We start from the raw sequence: 19,916 nt of genomic DNA on the forward strand, positions 1-19,916 counted from the left end.
AAATTGCTATATAATAATGATAAGGAGGAAATAAGTATGTTAAAAGAAGTATTAAGCGTTGCAAAAGTTGCGAAAAAATCATCACTCTTTTTGGGTGGTGTCGCATTTGGTACCCTTGGTTTGAAAATCTTAGCAAGTAAGGAAGCTAAAAAAGGTTATTCTAAAGCTTTGGCTAAGGCTTACAAGTTGAAAGACGGGCTAGATGCATCTGTTTCTGTCGTGAAGCAACATGGAGACGATGTCTTGCAAGATGCTAAATATTTGTACGAGCAAGAGAAAAAAGAAGAGCAATTAGATAGCCTTATAGGAGAATAATATGTCTTTTAAAGTGCTACATAGAGGATACCAACATATCCGACTATCATCTTCTTTTTCACTCACCTTGGATATTCAAGACTATCTTCGTTCCTTGGCGAGAGATGAAAAGGGGATTGAGTCTATCCAGTTTTACATGGATCAACAGCACTTTACTCTACGTATAAAAGAAGGCTTTTCTGTATTAGATAATGCAGAAGCCTTTTTAAAAAGAATTGATAAAGGGAAAGTTTCTGAGTTGATGACTCTTCCCATTCGTAGAGAAGAGAGTGCTTATTCTATTGTTTCAGGTGCAGCGATTAAGCGTATACTTTTTCGTAGTTTTGTGCCGTATCCTATTCGCTATATATGGACTTGTTATCAGGCCTTTGGCTATATTAGAGAAGCCTATCAAACACTAGCGCGTAAGGAACTAACAATGGAAGTCTTGGACTGTTCGGCGATTTTATTGTCCTTGTTTATGAACCAATCCAAGACGGCTAGCAATATCATGTTTATGCTTGATTTGGGGAATCATTTAGATCAGTGGTCCTTGAAAAAAACTGCAACAGATTTAGAACAGAGTCTTCTTGCAAAAGAGAGCGATGTATTCCTAGTACAGGGCGATACGGTTGTTAGTATCAAGAGTTCCGATGTTCAAATAGGAGACGTCTTGGTCCTATCTCAAGGAAATGAAATTCTGTTTGATGGACAAGTAGTTTCAGGTTTAGGTATGGTCAATGAAAGTTCCTTGACGGGAGAGAGTTTTCCAGTTGAAAAAAGAGAGTCTGATTTGGTTTGTGCAAATACAGTATTAGAAACTGGAGAGTTACGCATTCGTGTAACCGATAATCAGATGAACAGCCGGATTTTACAACTGATTGAGTTGATGAAGAAATCTGAAGAAAACAAGAAAACGAAACAACGCTATTTCATCAAAATGGCGGACAAGGTCGTCAAATATAATTTCTTGGGGGCTGGGCTGACTTACCTATTGACAGGTTCTTTTTCGAAGGCTATTTCTTTCCTATTGGTCGATTTCTCCTGCGCTTTGAAAATCTCTACTCCTGTAGCTTATTTGACAGCTATCAAGGAAGGGTTGAATCGTGAAATGGTGATTAAGGATGGGGATGTTCTGGAGAAATATCTGGAAGTTGATACTTTCTTGTTTGATAAGACGGGAACAATCACAACTAGTTATCCTATAGTTGAAAAGGTGTTACCTTTTGGGAACTATAGTGAGGAAGATATTCTCAGAATCAGTGCCTGTCTTGAGGAACACATTTATCATCCTATTGCTAATGCTATCGTCAAGCAAGCTGAGATAGAGGGAATTGAACATGAGGAAATGCATGGGAAACTCCAATATATCGCAAGCAAGGGAATCAAGTCTCACATCGATGGCCAACCAGTTCTTATTGGAAATTATGTCTTGATGCAGGATGAGCAGATTCATATCAGTTCAGAACAAAATGCTTTAATTGAAGAGTACAAGAGTCACTACAATCTCTTATTCTTGGCTTATCAGAATGAATTGATTGGAATGTTCTGTATTCATACTCCTTTGAGAAAAGAAGCAAAAGCAGCCTTGGAGAAACTTAAGGCACAAGGGAAAAAATTGATTCTGGCAACAGGGGACACCTTGGTTAGAACAGAGGAATTAGTCAAAGATTTGCCCTTTGATCAGGTCTATACAGACTTGAAACCTGATGGAAAATTTGAGTTAGTAGAGGAACTGCAGAAAGCAGGTCACACTATTTTGATGGTTGGAGATGGCTTGAATGACTCAGCTGCTCTAACCCTATCAGATATCGGTGTGGTGATGAATGAGAGTGCAGATATTTCTAAGCAGATGAGTGATATCTTATTGTTAGATAATCGTTTGGATTTCTTCCAAGAGTTGGATTCGCTATCATCATCTTTGCAAACACTCATCAAGAAGAATATTCAAGATACCGTTGTCGTAAATAGTAGTTTGATTGGCTTTGGCTTATTTAATTGGCTCAGTCCTTCAAATCTCTCTATCTTACATAATCTAACAACCTTGCGCATTGTACTGCGTAGCCTGTCTATTAAGGGATAGGTGGGGGACTATTCACAGCAAAAAGGAGTTACCTTTCTCGAGGGTAACTCCTTTGTTTATAGGTAAATGTTTAACAATTTAGTAAGTCAATACAAAGTATTTCTTCTTACCGCGGCGGATAACAGTGAGTTCGTTCTCTAATTTATCGTTATCCCCTAAGACATAGTCAAGGTCTTGGATACGGTCGCCGTTGACGTAGATAGCTCCATTTTGTACGTCTTCACGGGCTTGGCGTTTTGAGTTAACCACGCCAGAAGATACAAGAAGTTCAACGATGTTGTGATTTTCATCTGCTTGTACTTGATAGTTTGGTACACCACGAAGTCCTTGTTTAAGCTCTTTGACAGAAAGGTTTTTGATGTTTCCTGCAAAGAGTTGCTCAGTGATGTTGAGAGCTTCTTTGTAGGCTTCTTCTCCGTGGACAAGTGTTACGACTTCACGAGCGAGGACTTTTTGAGCCAAGCGTTCGTGTGGTGCTGCTTCAAACTGTTTACGGATCTCTTCAATCTCATCCAGTGACAAGAAGGTAAAAATCTTCAAGAAGCGAACAGCATCAGCGTCCATAACATTCATCCAGAATTGGTACATTTCGTATGGAGAAGTCTTTTCAGGGTTGAGCCAAACAGCGTTCCCTTCAGATTTACCAAATTTCTTACCAGTTGCGTCTGTAATGAGTGGGACAGTGATGACGTGACCAGTCTTGTCAGCCTTACGACGAAGTAATTCTGTACCAGCAGTCATATTTCCCCATTGGTCAGAACCACCGATTTGGAGGGTTACATTGTGCTCTTGGTTAAGAACGAAGAAGTCGTACCCTTGCATGATTTGGTAGGCAAACTCAGTGTAAGAAATCCCTGTTTCAATTCGTTTTTTAACAGACTCCTTGCTCATCATGTAGTTGACAGTGAAGTATTTTCCGATATCACGGAGGAAGTCAATGAAGCTGATGCTGCCAAACCAGTCGTAGTTGTTGACCATGACAGCTTTATTTTCACCATTTTCAAAATCAAGAAAGCGAGAAAGTTGTCCTTGGATAGACTTGACCCAGCCATCTACTGTGTCTTTTGTTTGGAGACTACGCTCAGCATCTTTGAAGGACGGATCTCCGATGAGACCAGTAGCACCGCCAACGAGCGCATAAGGTTTGTGACCTGCTAACTGCAAACGACGACTTGTCAAGATAGCGACAAGGTGGCCTAGGTGAAGGCTGTCAGCAGTTGGATCGTAGCCAGTATAATAAGAAACTTGACCTTCTTCTAGGGCTTTACGCAAAGCTTCTTCATCAGTCGTTTGAAAAATCAAACCACGCTCTTTTAGCTCATCAAAAATGTGCATGTGTCTTTTCTCCTTTTTAAAATATTGTTTCTACCTATTGTACCACAAACTTAGCAAATAACCTAGTAAAATCGGGAAGAAAGTTGCTACTTGGACTTTTTTGGAAACGAGTGAAATATGGTATAATAGCACTAGCTTATTTTCAGAGAAATAGATAAAAATAGTTGAGAAAGGGGCTGAAAAATGTCTCATATTATTGAATTGCCAGAAGTATTGGCCAACCAAATTGCAGCAGGAGAAGTTATCGAGCGTCCTGCTAGCGTTGTCAAAGAATTAGTTGAAAATGCTATCGATGCTGGCTCAAGCCAGATTATCGTTGAGATTGAAGAAGCTGGTCTTAAGAAAATTCAAATCACTGATAATGGTCACGGGATTGCCCACGACGAAGTAGAATTGGCTCTCCGCCGTCATGCGACCAGTAAGATTAAGAATCAAGCGGATCTTTTTCGGATTCGGACCCTCGGTTTTCGTGGTGAAGCTCTGCCCTCTATCGCATCTGTCAGTGTTTTGACTTTGTTGACAGCGGTGGACGGTGCCAGTCACGGGACCAAGCTAGTGGCTCGTGGGGGAGAAGTTGAGGAAATCATTCCTGCGACAAGCCCTGTTGGGACCAAGGTTTGTGTGGAGGACCTCTTTTTCAATACACCGGCTCGTCTCAAGTATATGAAGAGTCAGCAGGCAGAGTTGTCTCACATCATTGATATTGTCAACCGTCTGGGGCTAGCCCATCCTGAGATTTCTTTTAGCCTGATTAGTGATGGCAAGGAAATGACACGAACAGCTGGTACGGGTCAACTGCGTCAAGCCATTGCTGGGATTTATGGTTTAGCCAGTGCCAAAAAAATGGTTGAGATTGAGAATTCTGACCTAGACTTTGAAATTTCAGGCTTTGTGTCCTTGCCGGAATTGACACGGGCTAATCGTAACTATATCAGTCTCTTTATCAATGGTCGTTATATCAAAAACTTCCTGCTCAATCGTGCCATTTTAGATGGTTACGGCAGCAAGCTTATGGTGGGGCGTTTTCCGCTAGCTGTTATTCACATCCATATCGATCCTTATCTAGCAGATGTCAATGTGCACCCGACCAAGCAAGAGGTGCGTATTTCTAAGGAAAGAGAGCTGATGGCACTGGTTTCAGAAGCTATCGCAAAGAGTCTCAAGGAACATACCTTGATTCCAGATGCCTTGGAAAATCTGGCAAAGTCTACCGTACGCAATCGTGAAAAAGTAGAGCAAACCATTCTCCCGCTTAAAGAAAATAATCTTTACTACGAGCAAACGGAGCTGACAAGACCGCCTCAAGCTGAGGTAGCAGACCATCAGGTGAATCTGACTGAAGAAAGACAGGATTTGAACCTCTTCGCTAAGGAAACCTTGGATCAGCTGACCAAACCAGCAAAACTGCATTTTGCAGAGAGAAAGTCTATCAGTTACGACCAACTGGATCATCCTGAGTTAGATATGGCTAGTTTGGATAAGGCTTATGACAAGCTGGAGCGAGAAGAATCTTCAAGCTTCCCGGAGTTGGAATTTTTCGGTCAGATGCATGGAACCTATCTCTTTGCCCAAGGTAGAGATGGGCTTTACATCATAGACCAACACGCAGCTCAGGAGCGGGTTAAGTATGAGGAGTATCGCGAAAGTATTGGCAATGTTGACCAGAGCCAGCAGCAACTCCTAGTGCCCTATATCTTTGAATTTCCTGCGGATGATTCCCTTCGCCTCAAGGAAAGAATGTCTCTTTTAGAGGAAGTTGGCGTCTTTCTAGCAGAATACGGGGAGAATCAATTTATCTTGCGCGAACATCCCATTTGGATGGCAGAGGAGGAAATTGAATCTGGAATCTATGAGATGTGCGACATGCTCCTCTTGACCAAGGAAGTTTCAATCAAGAAATACCGAGCTGAACTAGCCATTATGATGTCCTGCAAGAGGTCTATCAAGGCTAACCATCGTATTGATGACCACTCGGCTAGACAACTCCTCTATCAACTCTCTCAATGTGATAACCCCTATAACTGTCCACACGGACGTCCTGTTTTGGTTCACTTTACCAAGTCGGACATGGAAAAGATGTTCCGTCGCATTCAGGAAAATCATACCAGCTTCCGAGAGCTAGGAAAATACTAATACTCTTCGAAAATCTCTCTAAACTGCGTCAGCCTTACCTTGCCTAACTCAAGTTATGCCTACGGTTAGCTTCCTAGTTTAGATTTGATTTTCATTGAGTATAATTGAAGGGAAAATTATGTACGAATATCTAAAGGGTATTATTACCAAAATTACTGCTAAATACATCGTTCTAGAAGCAAACGGAATCGGCTATATCCTACACGTAGCTAACCCCTATGCCTACTCAGGACAAGTCAACCAAGAAGCTCAAATTTATGTGCATCAAGTCGTGCGTGAGGACGCCCATCTGCTTTATGGATTTCGCTCAGAAGACGAGAAAAAGCTCTTTCTCAGTTTGATCTCTGTGTCAGGCATTGGTCCTGTTTCCGCTCTTGCCATCATCGCAGCTGATGACAATGCAGGTCTCGTTCAAGCTATTGAGACTAAGAACATCACCTACTTGACCAAGTTCCCTAAAATCGGTAAGAAAACAGCCCAACAGATGGTGTTGGACTTAGAAGGGAAAGTTGTTGTGGCAGGAGATGAGCTTCCTGCTAAGGTGGCAGTGCAAGCCAGCGCTGAAAACCAAGAACTGGAAGAAGCTATGGAGGCCATGTTGGCACTGGGTTACAAGGCAACAGAGCTCAAGAAAATCAAGAAATTCTTTGAAGGAACGACAGATACAGCTGAGAACTATATCAAGTCGGCTCTTAAAATGTTGGTCAAATAGGAGCAGAACATGACAAAACGTTGTTCGTGGGTCAAGATGACCAATCCGCTCTACATTACCTATCATGATGAGGAGTGGGGCCAACCTCTCCATGATGACCAAGCATTGTTTGAGTTGTTGTGTATGGAAACCTATCAGGCAGGCCTGTCTTGGGAAACGGTACTCAACAAACGCCAGGCTTTCCGAGAAGCCTTTCATGGCTATCAAATTCAAGCGGTCGCAGAGATAACCGACACCGAACTGGAAGCCTTGCTGGAGAATCCGGCAATCATCCGAAATAGAGCCAAGATTTTTGCTACACGCGCTAACGCCCAAGCCTTTCTACGACTACAGGCAGAGTACGGCTCTTTTGATGCCTATCTTTGGTCCTTTGTTGAGGGGAAAACGATCGTGAACGATGTTCCTGATTACCGCCAAGCCCCAGCTAAAACACCTTTGTCTGAGAAATTAGCCAAAGATCTCAAAAAACGAGGCTTCAAGTTCACAGGCCCAGTCGCTGTTTTGTCTTTTCTACAAGCAGCAGGCCTAGTCGATGATCATGAGAATGATTGTGAATGGAAAAGCAGGAATTAGTGTGTACAGGTAACTAGCATATCTGAGAATATAGAAAAAAGCTGAGAAATTTTTCCCAGCTTTTTATATATACTATTAGATTTGTTAGAGTGAAGTCAAAAAAGTGATTCCACCTAAAATAACACCAGCTGAATTTGGAATGATTAGTATCCAATCCTTCTTAGGTTCCTTTGTCCATCCATAAATAACCCAGATTAAGCAAGATATAGCAGCTGATAAAGGTTGAAATGGTTGAGCTTTATTTCCCTGTAAATTAGCGATAATTTGAGGTATGTAGGCAATAAATACTATAATTCCAATAAAGGCACCAATAGAACCTACGATTCGATTAATTTTTTGTTTTGTCATATACACCTCCTTCAAAAGGATATCATAGAAATTAGCGAAATGCAATAAATTCAGATACAAATTGTAACGAAAACGAATACAAAAGCACAAAAATAGAGAAACTATTTATTTTTTGTTATAGTCAAAGCGAATGATTTGCTCCTTTGCATCTACAGAGGCGTGAACGCCAAAGGGAACAATGGCTCTTGGAGTTGCGTGGCCGACATTCAGATTATAGACCGTAGGGATATTGCTGTCAATGATATCCAATAGTGCCTCTTTATAGTCGTCATAGAAGGCTTCATCCATAGGTTTTCCGACCAAGAGTCCGCTGATGACCGCGAATATCCCAGTTTCCTTTAAAGTCTGCAACATCTTTTTGAAGTCTTCTGGCTCAGGCTTTTCTTCGCTTGTCTCTAGCAAGAGGATTTTTCCTTCCCAGTCTGACAAGTCAGGGAAAAGTTTGTATTTTTGGCAGAGCTCCGTGCTGTCTGCGTATCGAGAGTTGTCAAAGATATCGTAGAGAGATTCGAGGCAACCACCGAGGATTTCTCCCTCGAACTGGGCATTTCCTTGTAACAAGTCAAAACCAGTATTTGTATGATTGATACGAGGTGTTCCTAGAGCCTTGGGACTGAAGTCAGTTCGTTCTTCATACCAAACGTCACTAGGGCAGATTTCTGAGATTTTTCCAGTCTCAATCAATTCTTTAAAGTAGTGAAAGCTATAGGGCAACATCTCCTTGTCCAATTCACAAATGTCTGCTAAAAAGGATTGACCATAAAAAGTTTTAACACCTAGTTTATGCAACATGAGATGGTTCATGGTTGTATCTGAGAAGCCAAGAAAAATCTTTTGTTTGATGATTTTTTCTAGTTGGTCATTTTCAAAAAGGTAGGGTAACAAACGATAGGTGTCGTCTCCACCGATGGCACATAGGATCATGTCGATGCTATCATCAGAAAAGGCTTGCATCAAGTCCTCCGCACGCGCTTCAGGATGGTCCTTGATAAAGTCCAATCCTTTTAGCGAATGGGGCAAAAAGATAGGATTAAGTCCCAGATCCTTGAGACGTTGGATACCCAAGTCCACTTCGTGTTTGACAAAGTCCTCTCCGATAATGCCACTAGACAAACTAACAATACCAATAGTAGAAACCATATTTCATCCTCCTAGAAATAGATTGATGCTATTGTATCACAAAAGAAGAGGGGAAACAACAAGAATTAGAATCAGAAAAAGGCTTTTAGATCAAGAAAGTAGTAAAAAAGCAACCGTTCGATGTGGTTGCTTTTTATAGTAGTTGCATTCTTATAGAGCAGTAAGGAAGGTCAGTCCGCCAAGGACAACCCCGGCTGAGTTTGGAATGATTAGAATCCAGTCTTTCTTAGGCTCTTTTGTCCATCCATAAATGACCCAGATTAAGCAAGAGACTGCTGCTGATAAAGGTTGAAATGGTTGAGCTTTATTTCCTTGTAAATTGGCAAAAATTTGGGGGATGTAGGCTATAAATACAATAATCCCGATAAAGGCACCAATTGAACCAACAACTTGATTAATTCTCTGTTTAGTCATATATATTTCTCCTTATTACTTTATTAGTATAACAGAAAAACAACTTGGATTCAAGGACAAAACCTCGGGATTCTAAGGAAAGACTTTACATTAGAACGTTTTTAGAAAATGTAGCTACTTTTCTTTGGAGAATAAAAAAATGCTTTGGAGCCATAATAAAAGTAGTCTGTCTACAAAACACACTACTTTCATTGTTTATCTTAATATCTAGCAGGTCCTGCACTTGCGCTCTTGATGTTGAAACGTTTTTTGAGGTAGAAACGTAGGGCAAGGAGAGCTCCTCCGATAACCATCAAAACAAGAGGTGGTAGGCTGATGTTGATGGCTTGTGGAAGGAAGTTACTCAAGAAGAGGATGAAGACCCAGGCAAACATGGTTGCTAACATAACCAAAAGTGATTTCCAGAATGGAGGACGTTGGCTACGGTCAGTATCTGGTCCGTAGTAGCGGTAGATGAAGTGGTAGAGAAGGTAGAAGGCAACTCCACCAAAGGCCCCTACACTGATGAGTGTTACCAAACCGTAAGCCACTGGTTGGTTTGAGAAGAAGCTCATCAAGGCACTAACTACTGCAAACAGTCCTGTAATGAAAAGGGCTGAATCCAACATCATCAATTTTGGATCGTCGTTTTCCTTTGGATGTTCTTTCTCGTATTGCTCTTTTTCGCTAAAGCTGTGAGCCCAGTGAGTTGGTGCTCCGTAAATTGAACGAGCAGTTACACCTTTTGGTTGTTCTTCAAGGATATGAGGAATCACTTCTTCAAGGATGGCCTTGATTTCAGCGTCGGTTTTTCCATCTTTTAGAAATTGTTGGGTTGCAATATGGATAAATTCTTGGTTTTTCTTTGTTAATTCTTTTAAATCAATCTGTGACATAATAACTCCTGTTTAGAACCATTTTTTATGGATGAGGTAAAGAGTGAGAGAAACACTCATAGCAAAGGCGATGAAGACGATGAGCCAGAAAGCATGCGGTTCTCCGTTTAAAGGAATTTCATTATCCTTAAAGTTCATTCCGTAGGCTGAGAAAATCATGGTCGGGATGGACATAACGATGGTCACAAGTGCCAAGGTTTTCATGATATTGTTCTGGTTGTTTGAAATGATAGAGGCAAAGGTCTCTGTCATAGAATGAAGGACGTTTCCATAGATATCCGCCATCTCGATAGCCTGTTGCGTTTCAATCAAGGTATCTTCCAGTAAGTCTTCATCTTCGAGGTATTTCTTGATATTGCTAGTTGCGCTGGTCAATTTTTTAATCACGCGCTCATTTGTCTTCAGAGAGGCTTTGAAGTAGACGATGGTCTTTTCCAACTCCATGAGTTCGATCAATTCTTCGTTTCGAGTAGATTTGTGAAGTTGACTCTCAATCTGCTCACTTTTACGTTCGATTGAACGGAGGGCGGTTAGGTAAATCTCCGCATTACGGTAGAGGATTTGGAAGATGAAGCGCGAACGCATGAAGGTATAGAAATTCCGAAGTCTACGATTGATAAACACATCAAGAAGTGGGAGAGACTCCAAGCAGGTAGTGATGATAGCCTCTTCTGTGATGATAATCCCCAAGGGAATAGTCACATAGTAGGTCTGGTTATTTCTTTCCTCTGTAATTGGGACGTCTACGATAATCAAGGTGTACTCATCTTCGATGGTGATACGTGACATCTCTTCCGCATCGAGCGGTGCACGGAGGTCGGCGATATCAATATCAAAGGCCGAGGCGATTTCCATCGATTCGCTTTGTGTAGGATTGACGAGATTGATCCAAGTGCCCGGCTGGAGCGTATCAATCTCTTTAAATTCAGTTGTAGTTGAGAGAAAGACTTGCTTCATATCTCTTATCCTTTCCTAATCTAATCCGTGTTTCAGTGATTTTTGACACCGTACTATTATACTACAAAATCGGCTTTTTTGGTAATAGAATTTCACTTTTTTTGGTATAATGGAAAGCAAGAATGAACTAGAAAGAAGTAATATGCAAGATAAGATTGTCATCCATGGGGCACGCGCCCATAATTTAAAAAATATAGATGTGGAAATTCCGCGTGACAAGCTAGTTGTGGTGACGGGACTATCTGGATCTGGGAAGTCTAGTTTGGCCTTTGATACTCTTTATGCAGAAGGGCAACGTCGCTACGTTGAAAGTCTGTCAGCCTATGCTCGTCAGTTCTTGGGCAATATGGAAAAGCCAGATGTGGATTCTATCGATGGTCTCAGCCCTGCCATTTCCATTGACCAGAAAACGACCAGTAAAAATCCTCGTTCGACAGTTGGAACAACGACGGAAATCAATGACTATCTACGTCTTCTCTATGCTCGGGTAGGGACACCCTATTGTATCAATGGACATGGGGCTATCAAGGCTTCGTCTGTAGAGCAGATTGTGGACAAGGTTTTGGAATTGCCAGAGCGCCAGCGTCTGCAGATTTTGGCTCCTGTTGTTCGTAAGAAAAAAGGTCAGCATAAGACGCTGATTGAAAAGATTCAAAAGGATGGTTACGTCCGTGTCCGTGTCGATGGGGTTGTTTACGATGTGACCGAAGTTCCTGAACTTGAAAAGAATAAACAACACAACATTGACGTGGTGGTAGACCGTATCATCATCAAGGATGGTATCCGTAGTCGTCTCTTTGATTCGATTGAAGCAGCGCTTCGTATCGCTGAAGGTTATGTAGTTATTGATACCATGGATGATTCAGAGTTGCTCTTTTCAGAACACTATGCTTGTCCAGTATGTGGATTTACGGTTCCAGAGTTAGAACCTCGTCTCTTCTCCTTCAATGCACCGTTTGGCTCCTGTAGTGAGTGTGATGGTTTGGGAATCAAGCTAGAGGTTGATACGGACTTGGTAGTGCCAGATGCTAGCAAGACTCTTCGCGAGGGCGCTTTGGCGCCTTGGAACCCGATCTCTTCTAACTATTATCCAAACATGCTGGAACAAGCCATGACAGCCTTTGGAGTGGATATGGATAGGCCTTTTGAGGACTTATCTGAGGCGGATAAACACCTCATTTTCTATGGTTCAGATGGGAAAGAATTCCATTTCCACTATGAGAATGAATTTGGTGGAGTTCGTGATATCGATATTCCATTTGAAGGTGTTGTCAATAATATCAAGCGTCGCTATCATGAAACCAATAGCGACTACACTCGTACACAGATGCGTCTCTATATGAACGAGCTGACTTGTGGCACTTGTCATGGTTATCGTCTCAATGACCAAGCCTTATCTGTTCGTGTAGGGGGAGAGAAAGGACTCCATATCGGAGAAATTTCAGACCTCTCCATCGCAGACCATTTGGAAGTTATTGACCAGTTAACTCTATCTGAAAATGAGGCTATTATTGCTCGTCCTATCCTGAAGGAAATCAAGGACCGCTTGACTTTCCTAAATAACGTGGGCCTTAACTATTTAACGTTATCCCGCTCGGCAGGAACCCTATCAGGTGGGGAGAGTCAACGTATTCGCTTAGCGACCCAGATTGGTTCCAACCTCTCAGGAGTTCTCTATATCCTTGATGAGCCATCCATCGGTCTTCACCAGAGGGACAATGACCGTTTGATTGCCAGTCTGAAAAAGATGCGTGACTTGGGCAACACTCTCATCGTGGTAGAACACGATGAAGACACCATGCGAGAAGCCGATTATCTGATTGACGTTGGCCCTGGTGCAGGTGTCTTTGGTGGAGAAATTGTTGCGGCGGGAACGCCTAAGCAGGTAGCTCGCAACAGCAAGTCCATCACAGGACAGTATCTATCAGGAAAACGCGCGATTCCTGTACCGTCAGAACGCCGTGTTGGAAATGGTCGTTTTATCGAAGTGACAGGTGCGCGTGAGAACAACTTGCAAAACATCACCGCTCGTTTCCCACTAGGAAAGTTCATTGCGGTGACAGGGGTATCTGGTTCAGGGAAGTCTACCCTCATTAACAGCATCCTCAAAAAAGCTATTGCACAAAAGCTCAATCGCAATTCAGACAAGCCTGGTAAGTTTAAGATGATTACAGGAATCGAACATATCGATCGTCTGATAGATATTGACCAGAGTCCAATTGGACGAACGCCAAGGTCTAACCCTGCCACCTATACGGGAGTTTTTGACGATATACGTGACCTCTTTGCCCAGACAAATGAAGCCAAGATTCGTGGCTACAAAAAGGGTCGTTTTAGTTTCAATGTCAAGGGTGGGCGCTGTGAAGCCTGCTCGGGTGATGGGATTATCAAGATTGAGATGCATTTCTTGCCAGATGTATACGTAGCTTGTGAAGTCTGCCATGGAACTCGTTACAATAGCGAAACCCTGGAAGTTCACTACAAGGAAAAGAATATCTCGCAAGTCTTGGATATGACAGTCAATGACGCAGTAGAATTTTTCCAACACATTCCGAAAATTCAACGCAAACTCCAGACTATCAAGGATGTAGGTCTAGGTTATGTGACCTTAGGACAACCAGCTACGACACTTTCTGGTGGAGAAGCGCAGCGTATGAAGTTGGCTAGCGAACTCCACAAGCGCTCGACAGGTAAGTCCTTCTACATTTTAGATGAACCGACAACTGGTTTGCATACTGAGGACATCGCTCGACTACTCACCGTTTTGTCTCGCTTTGTCGATGATGGCAATACAGTTCTCGTCATTGAGCACAATCTGGATGTTATCAAAACAGCAGACCATATTATCGACCTAGGACCAGAAGGTGGTGTTGGCGGTGGTACTATTATCGCAACAGGGACACCAGAGGAAGTAGCTGCTAATGAAGCTAGCTATACAGGACAGTATTTGAAAGGAAAGTTACATCATGAATAAACGTGTACAAGCATTTTTAGATAAAATGCAAGAAAAAGAACTAGATGGAATCATTATCAATAACCTTAAAAATGTCTACTATTTGACAGGATTTTGGGGTTCAAATGGGACAGTCTTCATCAGCCGTGACCGTCAGGTCTTGGTGACAGATGCCCGCTATATCATCGCTGCCAAGCAAGAAGTAACCGGTTTTGAGATTTTTGCAGAGCGTGATGAATTAGCTACTATCGCAAAGATTGCAAAAGATATGGGCCTTTCTCGTATCGGATTTGAAGATGAGATTTCAGTTTCTTATTACCATCGCATGCAAACCGCCTTTGAAGGTTTGGAATTACTTCCTCAGACTCAGTTTGTTGAAGCACTTCGTATGATTAAGGATGAGACAGAAATTGCGACTATTCGTAAGGCTTGTTCCATCTCAGACCAAGCTTTCCACGATGCTCTTGACTTTATCAAGCCAGGTAAGACAGAAATTGAAATTGCCAATTTCCTTGACTTCCGTATGCGTGAGCTGGGAGCGGCAGGTTTGTCTTTTGACACAATCTTAGCGAGTGGAATCAACTCTTCTAAACCTCATGCCCACCCAATGCATAAGCCAGTAGAACTAGGTGAAGCTATTACCATGGACTTCGGCTGCCTTTACGAGCATTATGTGAGTGATATGACTCGTACCATCTACCTAGGCCATGTCAGCGACGAACAAGCAGAAATCTACAACACTGTTTTGAAAGCCAACCAAGCCTTGATTGACCAGGCTAAGGCTGGCTTAGGTTTCCGTGACTTTGACAAAATCCCTCGTGATATTATCATTGAGGCAGGTTATGGAGACTACTTTACTCACGGTATCGGACACGGTATTGGGCTGGATATTCATGAGGAACCATACTTTAGCCAAACATCTACAGAAACTATTAAGGCGGGTATGGCATTGACAGATGAGCCAGGTATCTATATCGAAGGCAAATATGGCGTTCGTATCGAAGACGACATCCTGATTACAGATACCGGCTGTGAATTATTAACCCTTGCTCCAAAGGAATTGATTGTTATCTAAAGAAAATGAGATAAATCGTTGACTTTTACTAGTTAAAGGTTTATACTGAAAGGCGAAAACGGTAGGTGAGGCTACCATAGGGATACGGATGACTACCGCAAAGCAGTGGAGACACTACTCGTTGGTCAACAGTCCTGGTCGCGAAGGTCAAGACTAAGCTCATTACATCGCCCTATGGAGTTAAAGCTTGAACGAAAACGGATAATAAGTTTTTTAGTCCTGCCATTTTATGGCAGGATTTTCTGCTATTTTAGAACAAAGAAAGGAGACAAACGATGCAAATTGACGATCATCCAGAACCGCACATACACAGCCAATCGCTGATTTGTGTCGTTTTGTCCTTATAAAGTGATTGGACTCTGTGTATGAAATCACCATTCATACAGATAGGAGAAACCAATGAAAACTACAAAAGAAAGACTAGCAGCAGCTATTCAAACTCCATTTAAAGATAGTCTAGCTTTTTACCATACAAGTCTAAAAGGCTTAGATTCAGAACAAGTCGAAGAAAATCGTGACCTATATGGGGAAAACACCATCACCAAGGGTCAAGAGGATTCCATCTTTAAGAAAATTTATGAGTCCATTATCAATCCTTTCACAATCATTTTGCTTGTGATTGCCTTTATCTCTCTCGTTACAAATGTCTGGCTTGCCAAACCTGGACAAGAGGATCCAACGACTTCTATCATTATCGTTGTCTTGGTTTTGATTTCAGGAGGGATCCGTTTTGTCCAAGAATTGCGGAGCGACAAGGCAACAACCAATCTTTCAAAAATGATTGTCAACACTGCAACTGTTATTCGTGATGGTCTTGAACAAGAGTTACCCATCGATGAGTTGGTTGTAGGAGATCTCGTGAAATTGAGTGCGGGAGATATGATTCCTGCAGATGTTATCTTGTTTGAATCCCGCGACTTTTTCGTTCAACAGTCAGGTTTGACTGGAGAAAGCGATGCAGTCGAAAAGCTTGCTTTAAATAAAGCTACTAATCAAAATGTAGAGAGTCTTTTAGAAGCAGAATCCTTGGCATTCATGGGGACAAACGTTATCTCAGGAAGTGCTACAGCTATGGTTCTCGCTGTTGGTGATGACACCATGATGGGAGCTATTGAGCAAACTCTCAACACCTATGATGAGCCAACTTCTTTTGAACGTGAAATGAACAGCATTTCTTGGCTCTTGATCCGCTTGATGCTTGTCATGGTTCCGATCGTGTTTTTCGCAAATGGGTTGACTGATGGAGACTGGCTAGAGGCTGGAGTCTTTGCCTTGAGCGTCGGTGTCGGACTTACACCAGAAATGCTTCCAATGATTATCACAGCCAGCTTGGCCAAAGGTTCCATTATTATGGCCAAGGAAAAGGTGGTCATCAAAAAACTCAATGCTATCCAGGACTTAGGAGCAATCGATATCCTATGTACGGATAAAACTGGAACTCTAACGCAAGATGAGATTGTCTTAGAATATCCCTTGGATATCCATGGTGATTTGGATATGGCGGTCTTAAGAAGAGCTTATCTAAATTCACATTTTCAAACAGGTTTGAAAAACTTGATGGATCGTGCCATCATCAGTAGAACTGAAAAAGAAGCTAAAGAACACGTTATTCTACAAGATTTGGATAACATCTTCCAAAAGATTGATGAACTGCCTTTTGACTTTGAACGCAGACGCATGAGTGTCATCGTCAAAGATGACAGCAATGTCGTTAGTATGGTTACCAAAGGCGCTTTAGAAGAAATGTTGAACATTTCGACTCATGTGGAATATCGCGGAGAAATCATTCCCCTAACCGAAGACATTCGCCAAGAAGTATTAGCAGAAGTTGGTCAATTAAACCGTCAAGGTTTGCGTGTTTTAGGTGTTGGTTACAAGTCAGGTCTACGTGAAGATTATGCCTATGCTGTGACTGATGAAAGTGACATGATCCTTACAGGTTACCTTGCCTTTTTGGATCCGCCAAAACCATCTGCAGCACCCGCTATTCAAGCTCTGCTTGAGCATGGTGTCAAAACAAAAATTTTAACTGGGGATAACGAAAAAGTAACCCAAGCCATTTGTGAAAAGGTTGGTTTGGACGTTGAGCATATGCTCTTAGGGGCTGACATTGACCAAATGACAGACCAAGAATTGGCAGAAGCGGTTGAAAGTGTAACAGTATTTGCTAAATTGTCTCCTGATCAAAAAGCCCGTATCATTTTACAGTTAAAGAAAAATGGTCATGCCGTTGGTTATATGGGAGATGGAATCAACGACGCTCCATCCATGAAGGTGGCTGATGTTGGAATTTCTGTAGATACAGCAGTCGATATCGCTAAGGAAACAGCGGATGTTATTTTGCTAGACAAGGATCTCATGGTCCTTGAAACTGGTATCGTTGAGGGCCGTAAGGTCTACGCCAACATGACCAAGTACATCAAGATGACCGTTAGTTCAAACTTTGGGAATATCTTCTCACTCCTTGTTGCGAGTATTTTCTTACCATTTTTACCAATGGCTCCTGTTCATCTCATTGTCCTAAACCTAGTCTATGATTTGTCTTGTGTGGCATTGCCATTTGATAATGTGGATCAAGACTTCCTTAAACAACCCCATACATGGGAAGCAAAATCCATTACGCGATTTATGGTTTGGATGGGACCAATCTCATCTGTCTTTGATATTTTGACCTTTATCTTCCTCTACTTTATCATTGTTCCATTGGTGACAGGTCATCATTATGTCCATGGATCTGAATCTGCCCTTCAGTTTATTATCTTATTCCAAACAGGATGGTTCATCGAATCAATGTGGTCTCAAACCATGGTCATCCATATGCTTCGTACAGCAAAAGTTCCTTTTGTACAAAGCAGACCAGCTTGGCTTGTGATTTTGATGACTCTGGTTGCAGCCTTCTTCGTAACCAGTTTACCTTATGGACCACTGGTAAATATCCTTCGTCTAGCACCCTTAGGACTTCCTTACTTCTTGTTCTTAATCTGTATTATTTTCTTGTATATGTTTAGCGTCACAGTTATTAAGAAATTTTACATTAAGAAATATAAAGAATGGTTATAGTTCGTGTTTTGTCAAGAAAAAAGTTCAAAAATTGCCAAAAAAGTTAAAATTTTTTAAAAATAGGTCGCAAGTCCGATGTTTTTTATGGTATAATAGTTTAAACTGATAGTAACATGTAGCGAAAGGGGTAGGTACATGATCAAAATTTATACAGTCTCAAGTTGTACTAGCTGTAAAAAAGCGAAGACCTGGCTCAATGCCCACCAGTTAAGTTATAAAGAACAAAACCTCGGTAAGGAAGGAATCACGAGAGAAGAACTGCTTGATATTTTGACAAAAACAGACAATGGAATTGCAAGTATCGTATCATCGAAAAATCGTTATGCAAAGGCCCTTGGTGTTGATATCGAAGATTTGAGTGTCAATGAAGTGCTCAACCTAATCATGGAAACACCACGTATCTTGAAAAGTCCGATTCTTGTAGATGAGAAACGCCTACAAGTCGGCTATAAAGAAGACGATATCCGTGCCTTTTTGCCACGCTCTGTCCGTAATGTGGAAAATGCAGAAGCGCGTTTACGTGCGGCTCTATAAAACATCAAGGCTGGGAGTGACTCCTGGCCTTCTCTAATATTTAAATTGGATAACATGTGAGGATTTATGAAAAAGTTAGTCATTGGAACATTCGCAGCACTATTTTTGCTCGTTGGATGTGGTCAGAAAAAAGAAACAGCAGCTTCAACTACTGAGAGTTCTCAAGAAGCTCTACAGTCTACTTTGCCTGTATTAGAAAATGCAAGCAAGAATACAGTTGTTACCAAGACCTTGGTTTTGCCAGCTGATGAGAGTGGAGCACAGCAAACTCAAATCATTACTTACAAAGGCAATCAATTTTTAAGCTTGACCATTCAGCAGAAACGTCCTGTATCAGAAGATTTAAAAAATTATATTTCTGAGCGAGGATTAGATGAAGCTAAAAAAGCTCTTAAAGAAGCTGAGGACAAGGATGAGTCTGTTCAAGCAGCTCGAAAAATTTCAGGCTTTACCATTGAAACGACTCTTTTAAATGAGAAAGAAATGGAAACCAAGACTAGCTATGATTTCCAAACACTGGATCTCAAAAAAGCGAGTGAAAACGAATACTTGAAGAATGTTGGACTGGAAAATCTATTGAAAAACGAACCAGAGGACTATATTGCTAATCGTGTTGCAAATGGGGCAATAGTCCAGTAAAAAGTCAGAGAAAATCAGCAGAATCAGACTGTGTGATTTGTAGAACGACCGCGAATGTGCTATAATAGTACTATTCTAAGGAAAGAGGGTGTTAGAATGGGATTTACTGAAGAAACCGTACGTTTTAAATTGGACGATTCCAATAAAAAAGAAATCAGTGAAACATTGACAGATGTCTATGCTTCTTTGAATGAAAAGGGCTATAACCCTATTAACCAGATCGTGGGCTATGTTCTCAGTGGAGACCCAGCTTACGTTCCTCGTTATAACAATGCACGAAATCAAATCCGTAAGTATGAGCGAGATGAAATCGTTGAAGAATTGGTTCGCTACTACCTTAAAGGACAAGGAGTCGATCTATAATCTATGAGAATTATGGGATTGGACGTTGGTTCCAAAACGGTAGGAGTAGCGATTAGCGATCCGTTAGGTTTTACGGCACAAGGGCTTGAAATCATCCAAATCAATGAAGATCAAGGTCAGTTTGGTTTTGAACGCCTCAAGGAACTCGTTGAAACCTATAAGGTAGACCGTTTTGTTGTTGGTTTGCCTAAAAACATGAACAATACCAGCGGACCGCGCGTGGAAGCCAGTCAAGCCTATGGAGCCAAACTAGCAGAACTCTTTGGTCTACCGGTAGAGTATCAAGATGAACGCCTAACTACGGTCGCTGCAGAGCGTATGTTGATTGAGCAAGCAGATATTAGTCGTAATAAGCGTAAAAAAGTTATTGATAAATTAGCCGCTCAATTGATTTTGCAAAATTATTTAGATAGAAAATTTTAAGACAG

Annotated in this window: 18 protein-coding genes and 1 riboswitch; of the genes, 12 read left to right on the plus strand and 6 right to left on the minus strand. The window is 41.6% G+C overall.

The annotated features are described in order from the left end of the window. Positions 1–36 precede the first annotated feature (36 nt). Positions 37–315 (plus strand): DUF6110 family protein, encoded by a 279-nt coding sequence (locus tag QM867_RS02380; RefSeq protein WP_000910904.1) that lies wholly within the window; start codon positions 37–39, stop codon positions 313–315. A gap of 1 nt (position 316) precedes the next feature. After that, positions 317–2,377 carry a heavy metal translocating P-type ATPase gene (locus tag QM867_RS02385; RefSeq protein ID WP_075232331.1) on the plus strand — a complete coding sequence of 687 codons (2,061 nt, stop codon included), beginning with the start codon at positions 317–319 and terminating at the stop codon, positions 2,375–2,377. Positions 2,378–2,455: 78 nt separating this feature from the next. Here QM867_RS02385 and tyrS read toward each other — a convergent pair whose 3' ends face one another. After that, positions 2,456–3,712: a tyrosine--tRNA ligase gene (gene tyrS / locus QM867_RS02390; protein ID WP_075232332.1), complete on the minus strand. Its 1,257-nt coding sequence runs from the start codon at positions 3,710–3,712 to the stop codon at positions 2,456–2,458. A gap of 183 nt (positions 3,713–3,895) precedes the next feature. On the opposite strand from tyrS, the gene mutL reads away from it, so the two are divergent. The 3 genes from mutL (at position 3,896) to QM867_RS02405 (ending at position 7,130) form a co-directional block, all read left to right on the plus strand. Further along, positions 3,896–5,845, plus strand: coding sequence for a DNA mismatch repair endonuclease MutL (gene mutL, locus QM867_RS02395; protein ID WP_414315077.1), 1,950 nt, complete (start codon positions 3,896–3,898; stop codon positions 5,843–5,845). Between the two features lie 118 nt (positions 5,846–5,963). Beyond that, positions 5,964–6,557, plus strand: a complete 594-nt coding sequence (gene ruvA, locus QM867_RS02400) for a Holliday junction branch migration protein RuvA (RefSeq protein WP_414315078.1) — start codon at positions 5,964–5,966, stop codon at positions 6,555–6,557. Positions 6,558–6,566: 9 nt separating this feature from the next. Then, on the plus strand, positions 6,567–7,130 hold the full coding sequence (locus QM867_RS02405) for a DNA-3-methyladenine glycosylase I (RefSeq protein ID WP_414315079.1): 564 nt from the start codon (positions 6,567–6,569) through the stop codon (positions 7,128–7,130). An 84-nt stretch (positions 7,131–7,214) separates the two neighbouring features. Here QM867_RS02405 and QM867_RS02410 read toward each other — a convergent pair whose 3' ends face one another. The 5 genes from QM867_RS02410 to QM867_RS02430 all read right to left on the minus strand — a co-directional run bounded on the left by QM867_RS02410 (position 7,215) and on the right by QM867_RS02430 (position 10,864). Continuing rightward, on the minus strand, positions 7,215–7,478 hold the full coding sequence (locus tag QM867_RS02410; RefSeq protein ID WP_000166114.1) for a SemiSWEET family transporter: 264 nt from the start codon (positions 7,476–7,478) through the stop codon (positions 7,215–7,217). A 105-nt stretch (positions 7,479–7,583) separates the two neighbouring features. Next, entirely contained in the window at positions 7,584–8,618 is a 1,035-nt protein-coding gene (locus QM867_RS02415; RefSeq protein WP_414315080.1) for a S66 family peptidase, read from the minus strand. A gap of 150 nt (positions 8,619–8,768) precedes the next feature. Beyond that, entirely contained in the window at positions 8,769–9,032 is a 264-nt protein-coding gene (locus QM867_RS02420) for a SemiSWEET family transporter (RefSeq protein ID WP_006149211.1), read from the minus strand. A gap of 200 nt (positions 9,033–9,232) precedes the next feature. Then, positions 9,233–9,907: a DUF1129 domain-containing protein gene (locus QM867_RS02425; protein WP_000077985.1), complete on the minus strand. Its 675-nt coding sequence runs from the start codon at positions 9,905–9,907 to the stop codon at positions 9,233–9,235. A 12-nt stretch (positions 9,908–9,919) separates the two neighbouring features. Beyond that, positions 9,920–10,864 (minus strand): magnesium transporter CorA family protein, encoded by a 945-nt coding sequence (locus QM867_RS02430; RefSeq protein WP_414315081.1) that lies wholly within the window; start codon positions 10,862–10,864, stop codon positions 9,920–9,922. A gap of 142 nt (positions 10,865–11,006) precedes the next feature. Between QM867_RS02430 and uvrA the strand changes: the two genes are divergently transcribed. The 7 genes from uvrA (at position 11,007) to ruvX (ending at position 19,911) form a co-directional block, all read left to right on the plus strand. After that, a complete protein-coding gene (gene uvrA, locus QM867_RS02435; RefSeq protein WP_414311087.1) occupies positions 11,007–13,838 on the plus strand; it encodes an excinuclease ABC subunit UvrA in 2,832 nt (943 codons plus the stop codon). After that, the gene (locus QM867_RS02440; RefSeq protein WP_414311086.1) at positions 13,831–14,892 is read left to right on the plus strand and encodes a M24 family metallopeptidase; all 1,062 of its coding nucleotides are present in this window, start codon (positions 13,831–13,833) and stop codon (positions 14,890–14,892) included. The genes uvrA and QM867_RS02440 overlap by 8 nt, the downstream gene beginning before the upstream one ends. Before the next feature lie 53 nt (positions 14,893–14,945). Then, a riboswitch (M-box (ykoK) riboswitch) is annotated at positions 14,946–15,099 on the plus strand. A 192-nt stretch (positions 15,100–15,291) separates the two neighbouring features. After that, positions 15,292–17,952, plus strand: a complete 2,661-nt coding sequence (gene mgtA / locus QM867_RS02445) for a magnesium-translocating P-type ATPase (protein ID WP_414315082.1) — start codon at positions 15,292–15,294, stop codon at positions 17,950–17,952. 135 nt (positions 17,953–18,087) lie between these two features. Continuing rightward, positions 18,088–18,486 (plus strand): transcriptional regulator Spx, encoded by a 399-nt coding sequence (spx, locus tag QM867_RS02450; protein WP_000591165.1) that lies wholly within the window; start codon positions 18,088–18,090, stop codon positions 18,484–18,486. Between the two features lie 66 nt (positions 18,487–18,552). Further along, positions 18,553–19,125 (plus strand): SP0191 family lipoprotein, encoded by a 573-nt coding sequence (locus QM867_RS02455; protein WP_414315083.1) that lies wholly within the window; start codon positions 18,553–18,555, stop codon positions 19,123–19,125. Between the two features lie 96 nt (positions 19,126–19,221). Next, positions 19,222–19,488 (plus strand): IreB family regulatory phosphoprotein, encoded by a 267-nt coding sequence (locus tag QM867_RS02460; protein ID WP_000507060.1) that lies wholly within the window; start codon positions 19,222–19,224, stop codon positions 19,486–19,488. Positions 19,489–19,491: 3 nt separating this feature from the next. After that, positions 19,492–19,911 (plus strand): Holliday junction resolvase RuvX, encoded by a 420-nt coding sequence (gene ruvX / locus QM867_RS02465; protein ID WP_414315084.1) that lies wholly within the window; start codon positions 19,492–19,494, stop codon positions 19,909–19,911. The last annotated feature ends 5 nt before the right edge of the window (positions 19,912–19,916 follow it).

The organism is Streptococcus infantis (genome assembly GCF_047463635.1).
GTDB lineage: Bacteria > Bacillota > Bacilli > Lactobacillales > Streptococcaceae > Streptococcus > Streptococcus infantis_W.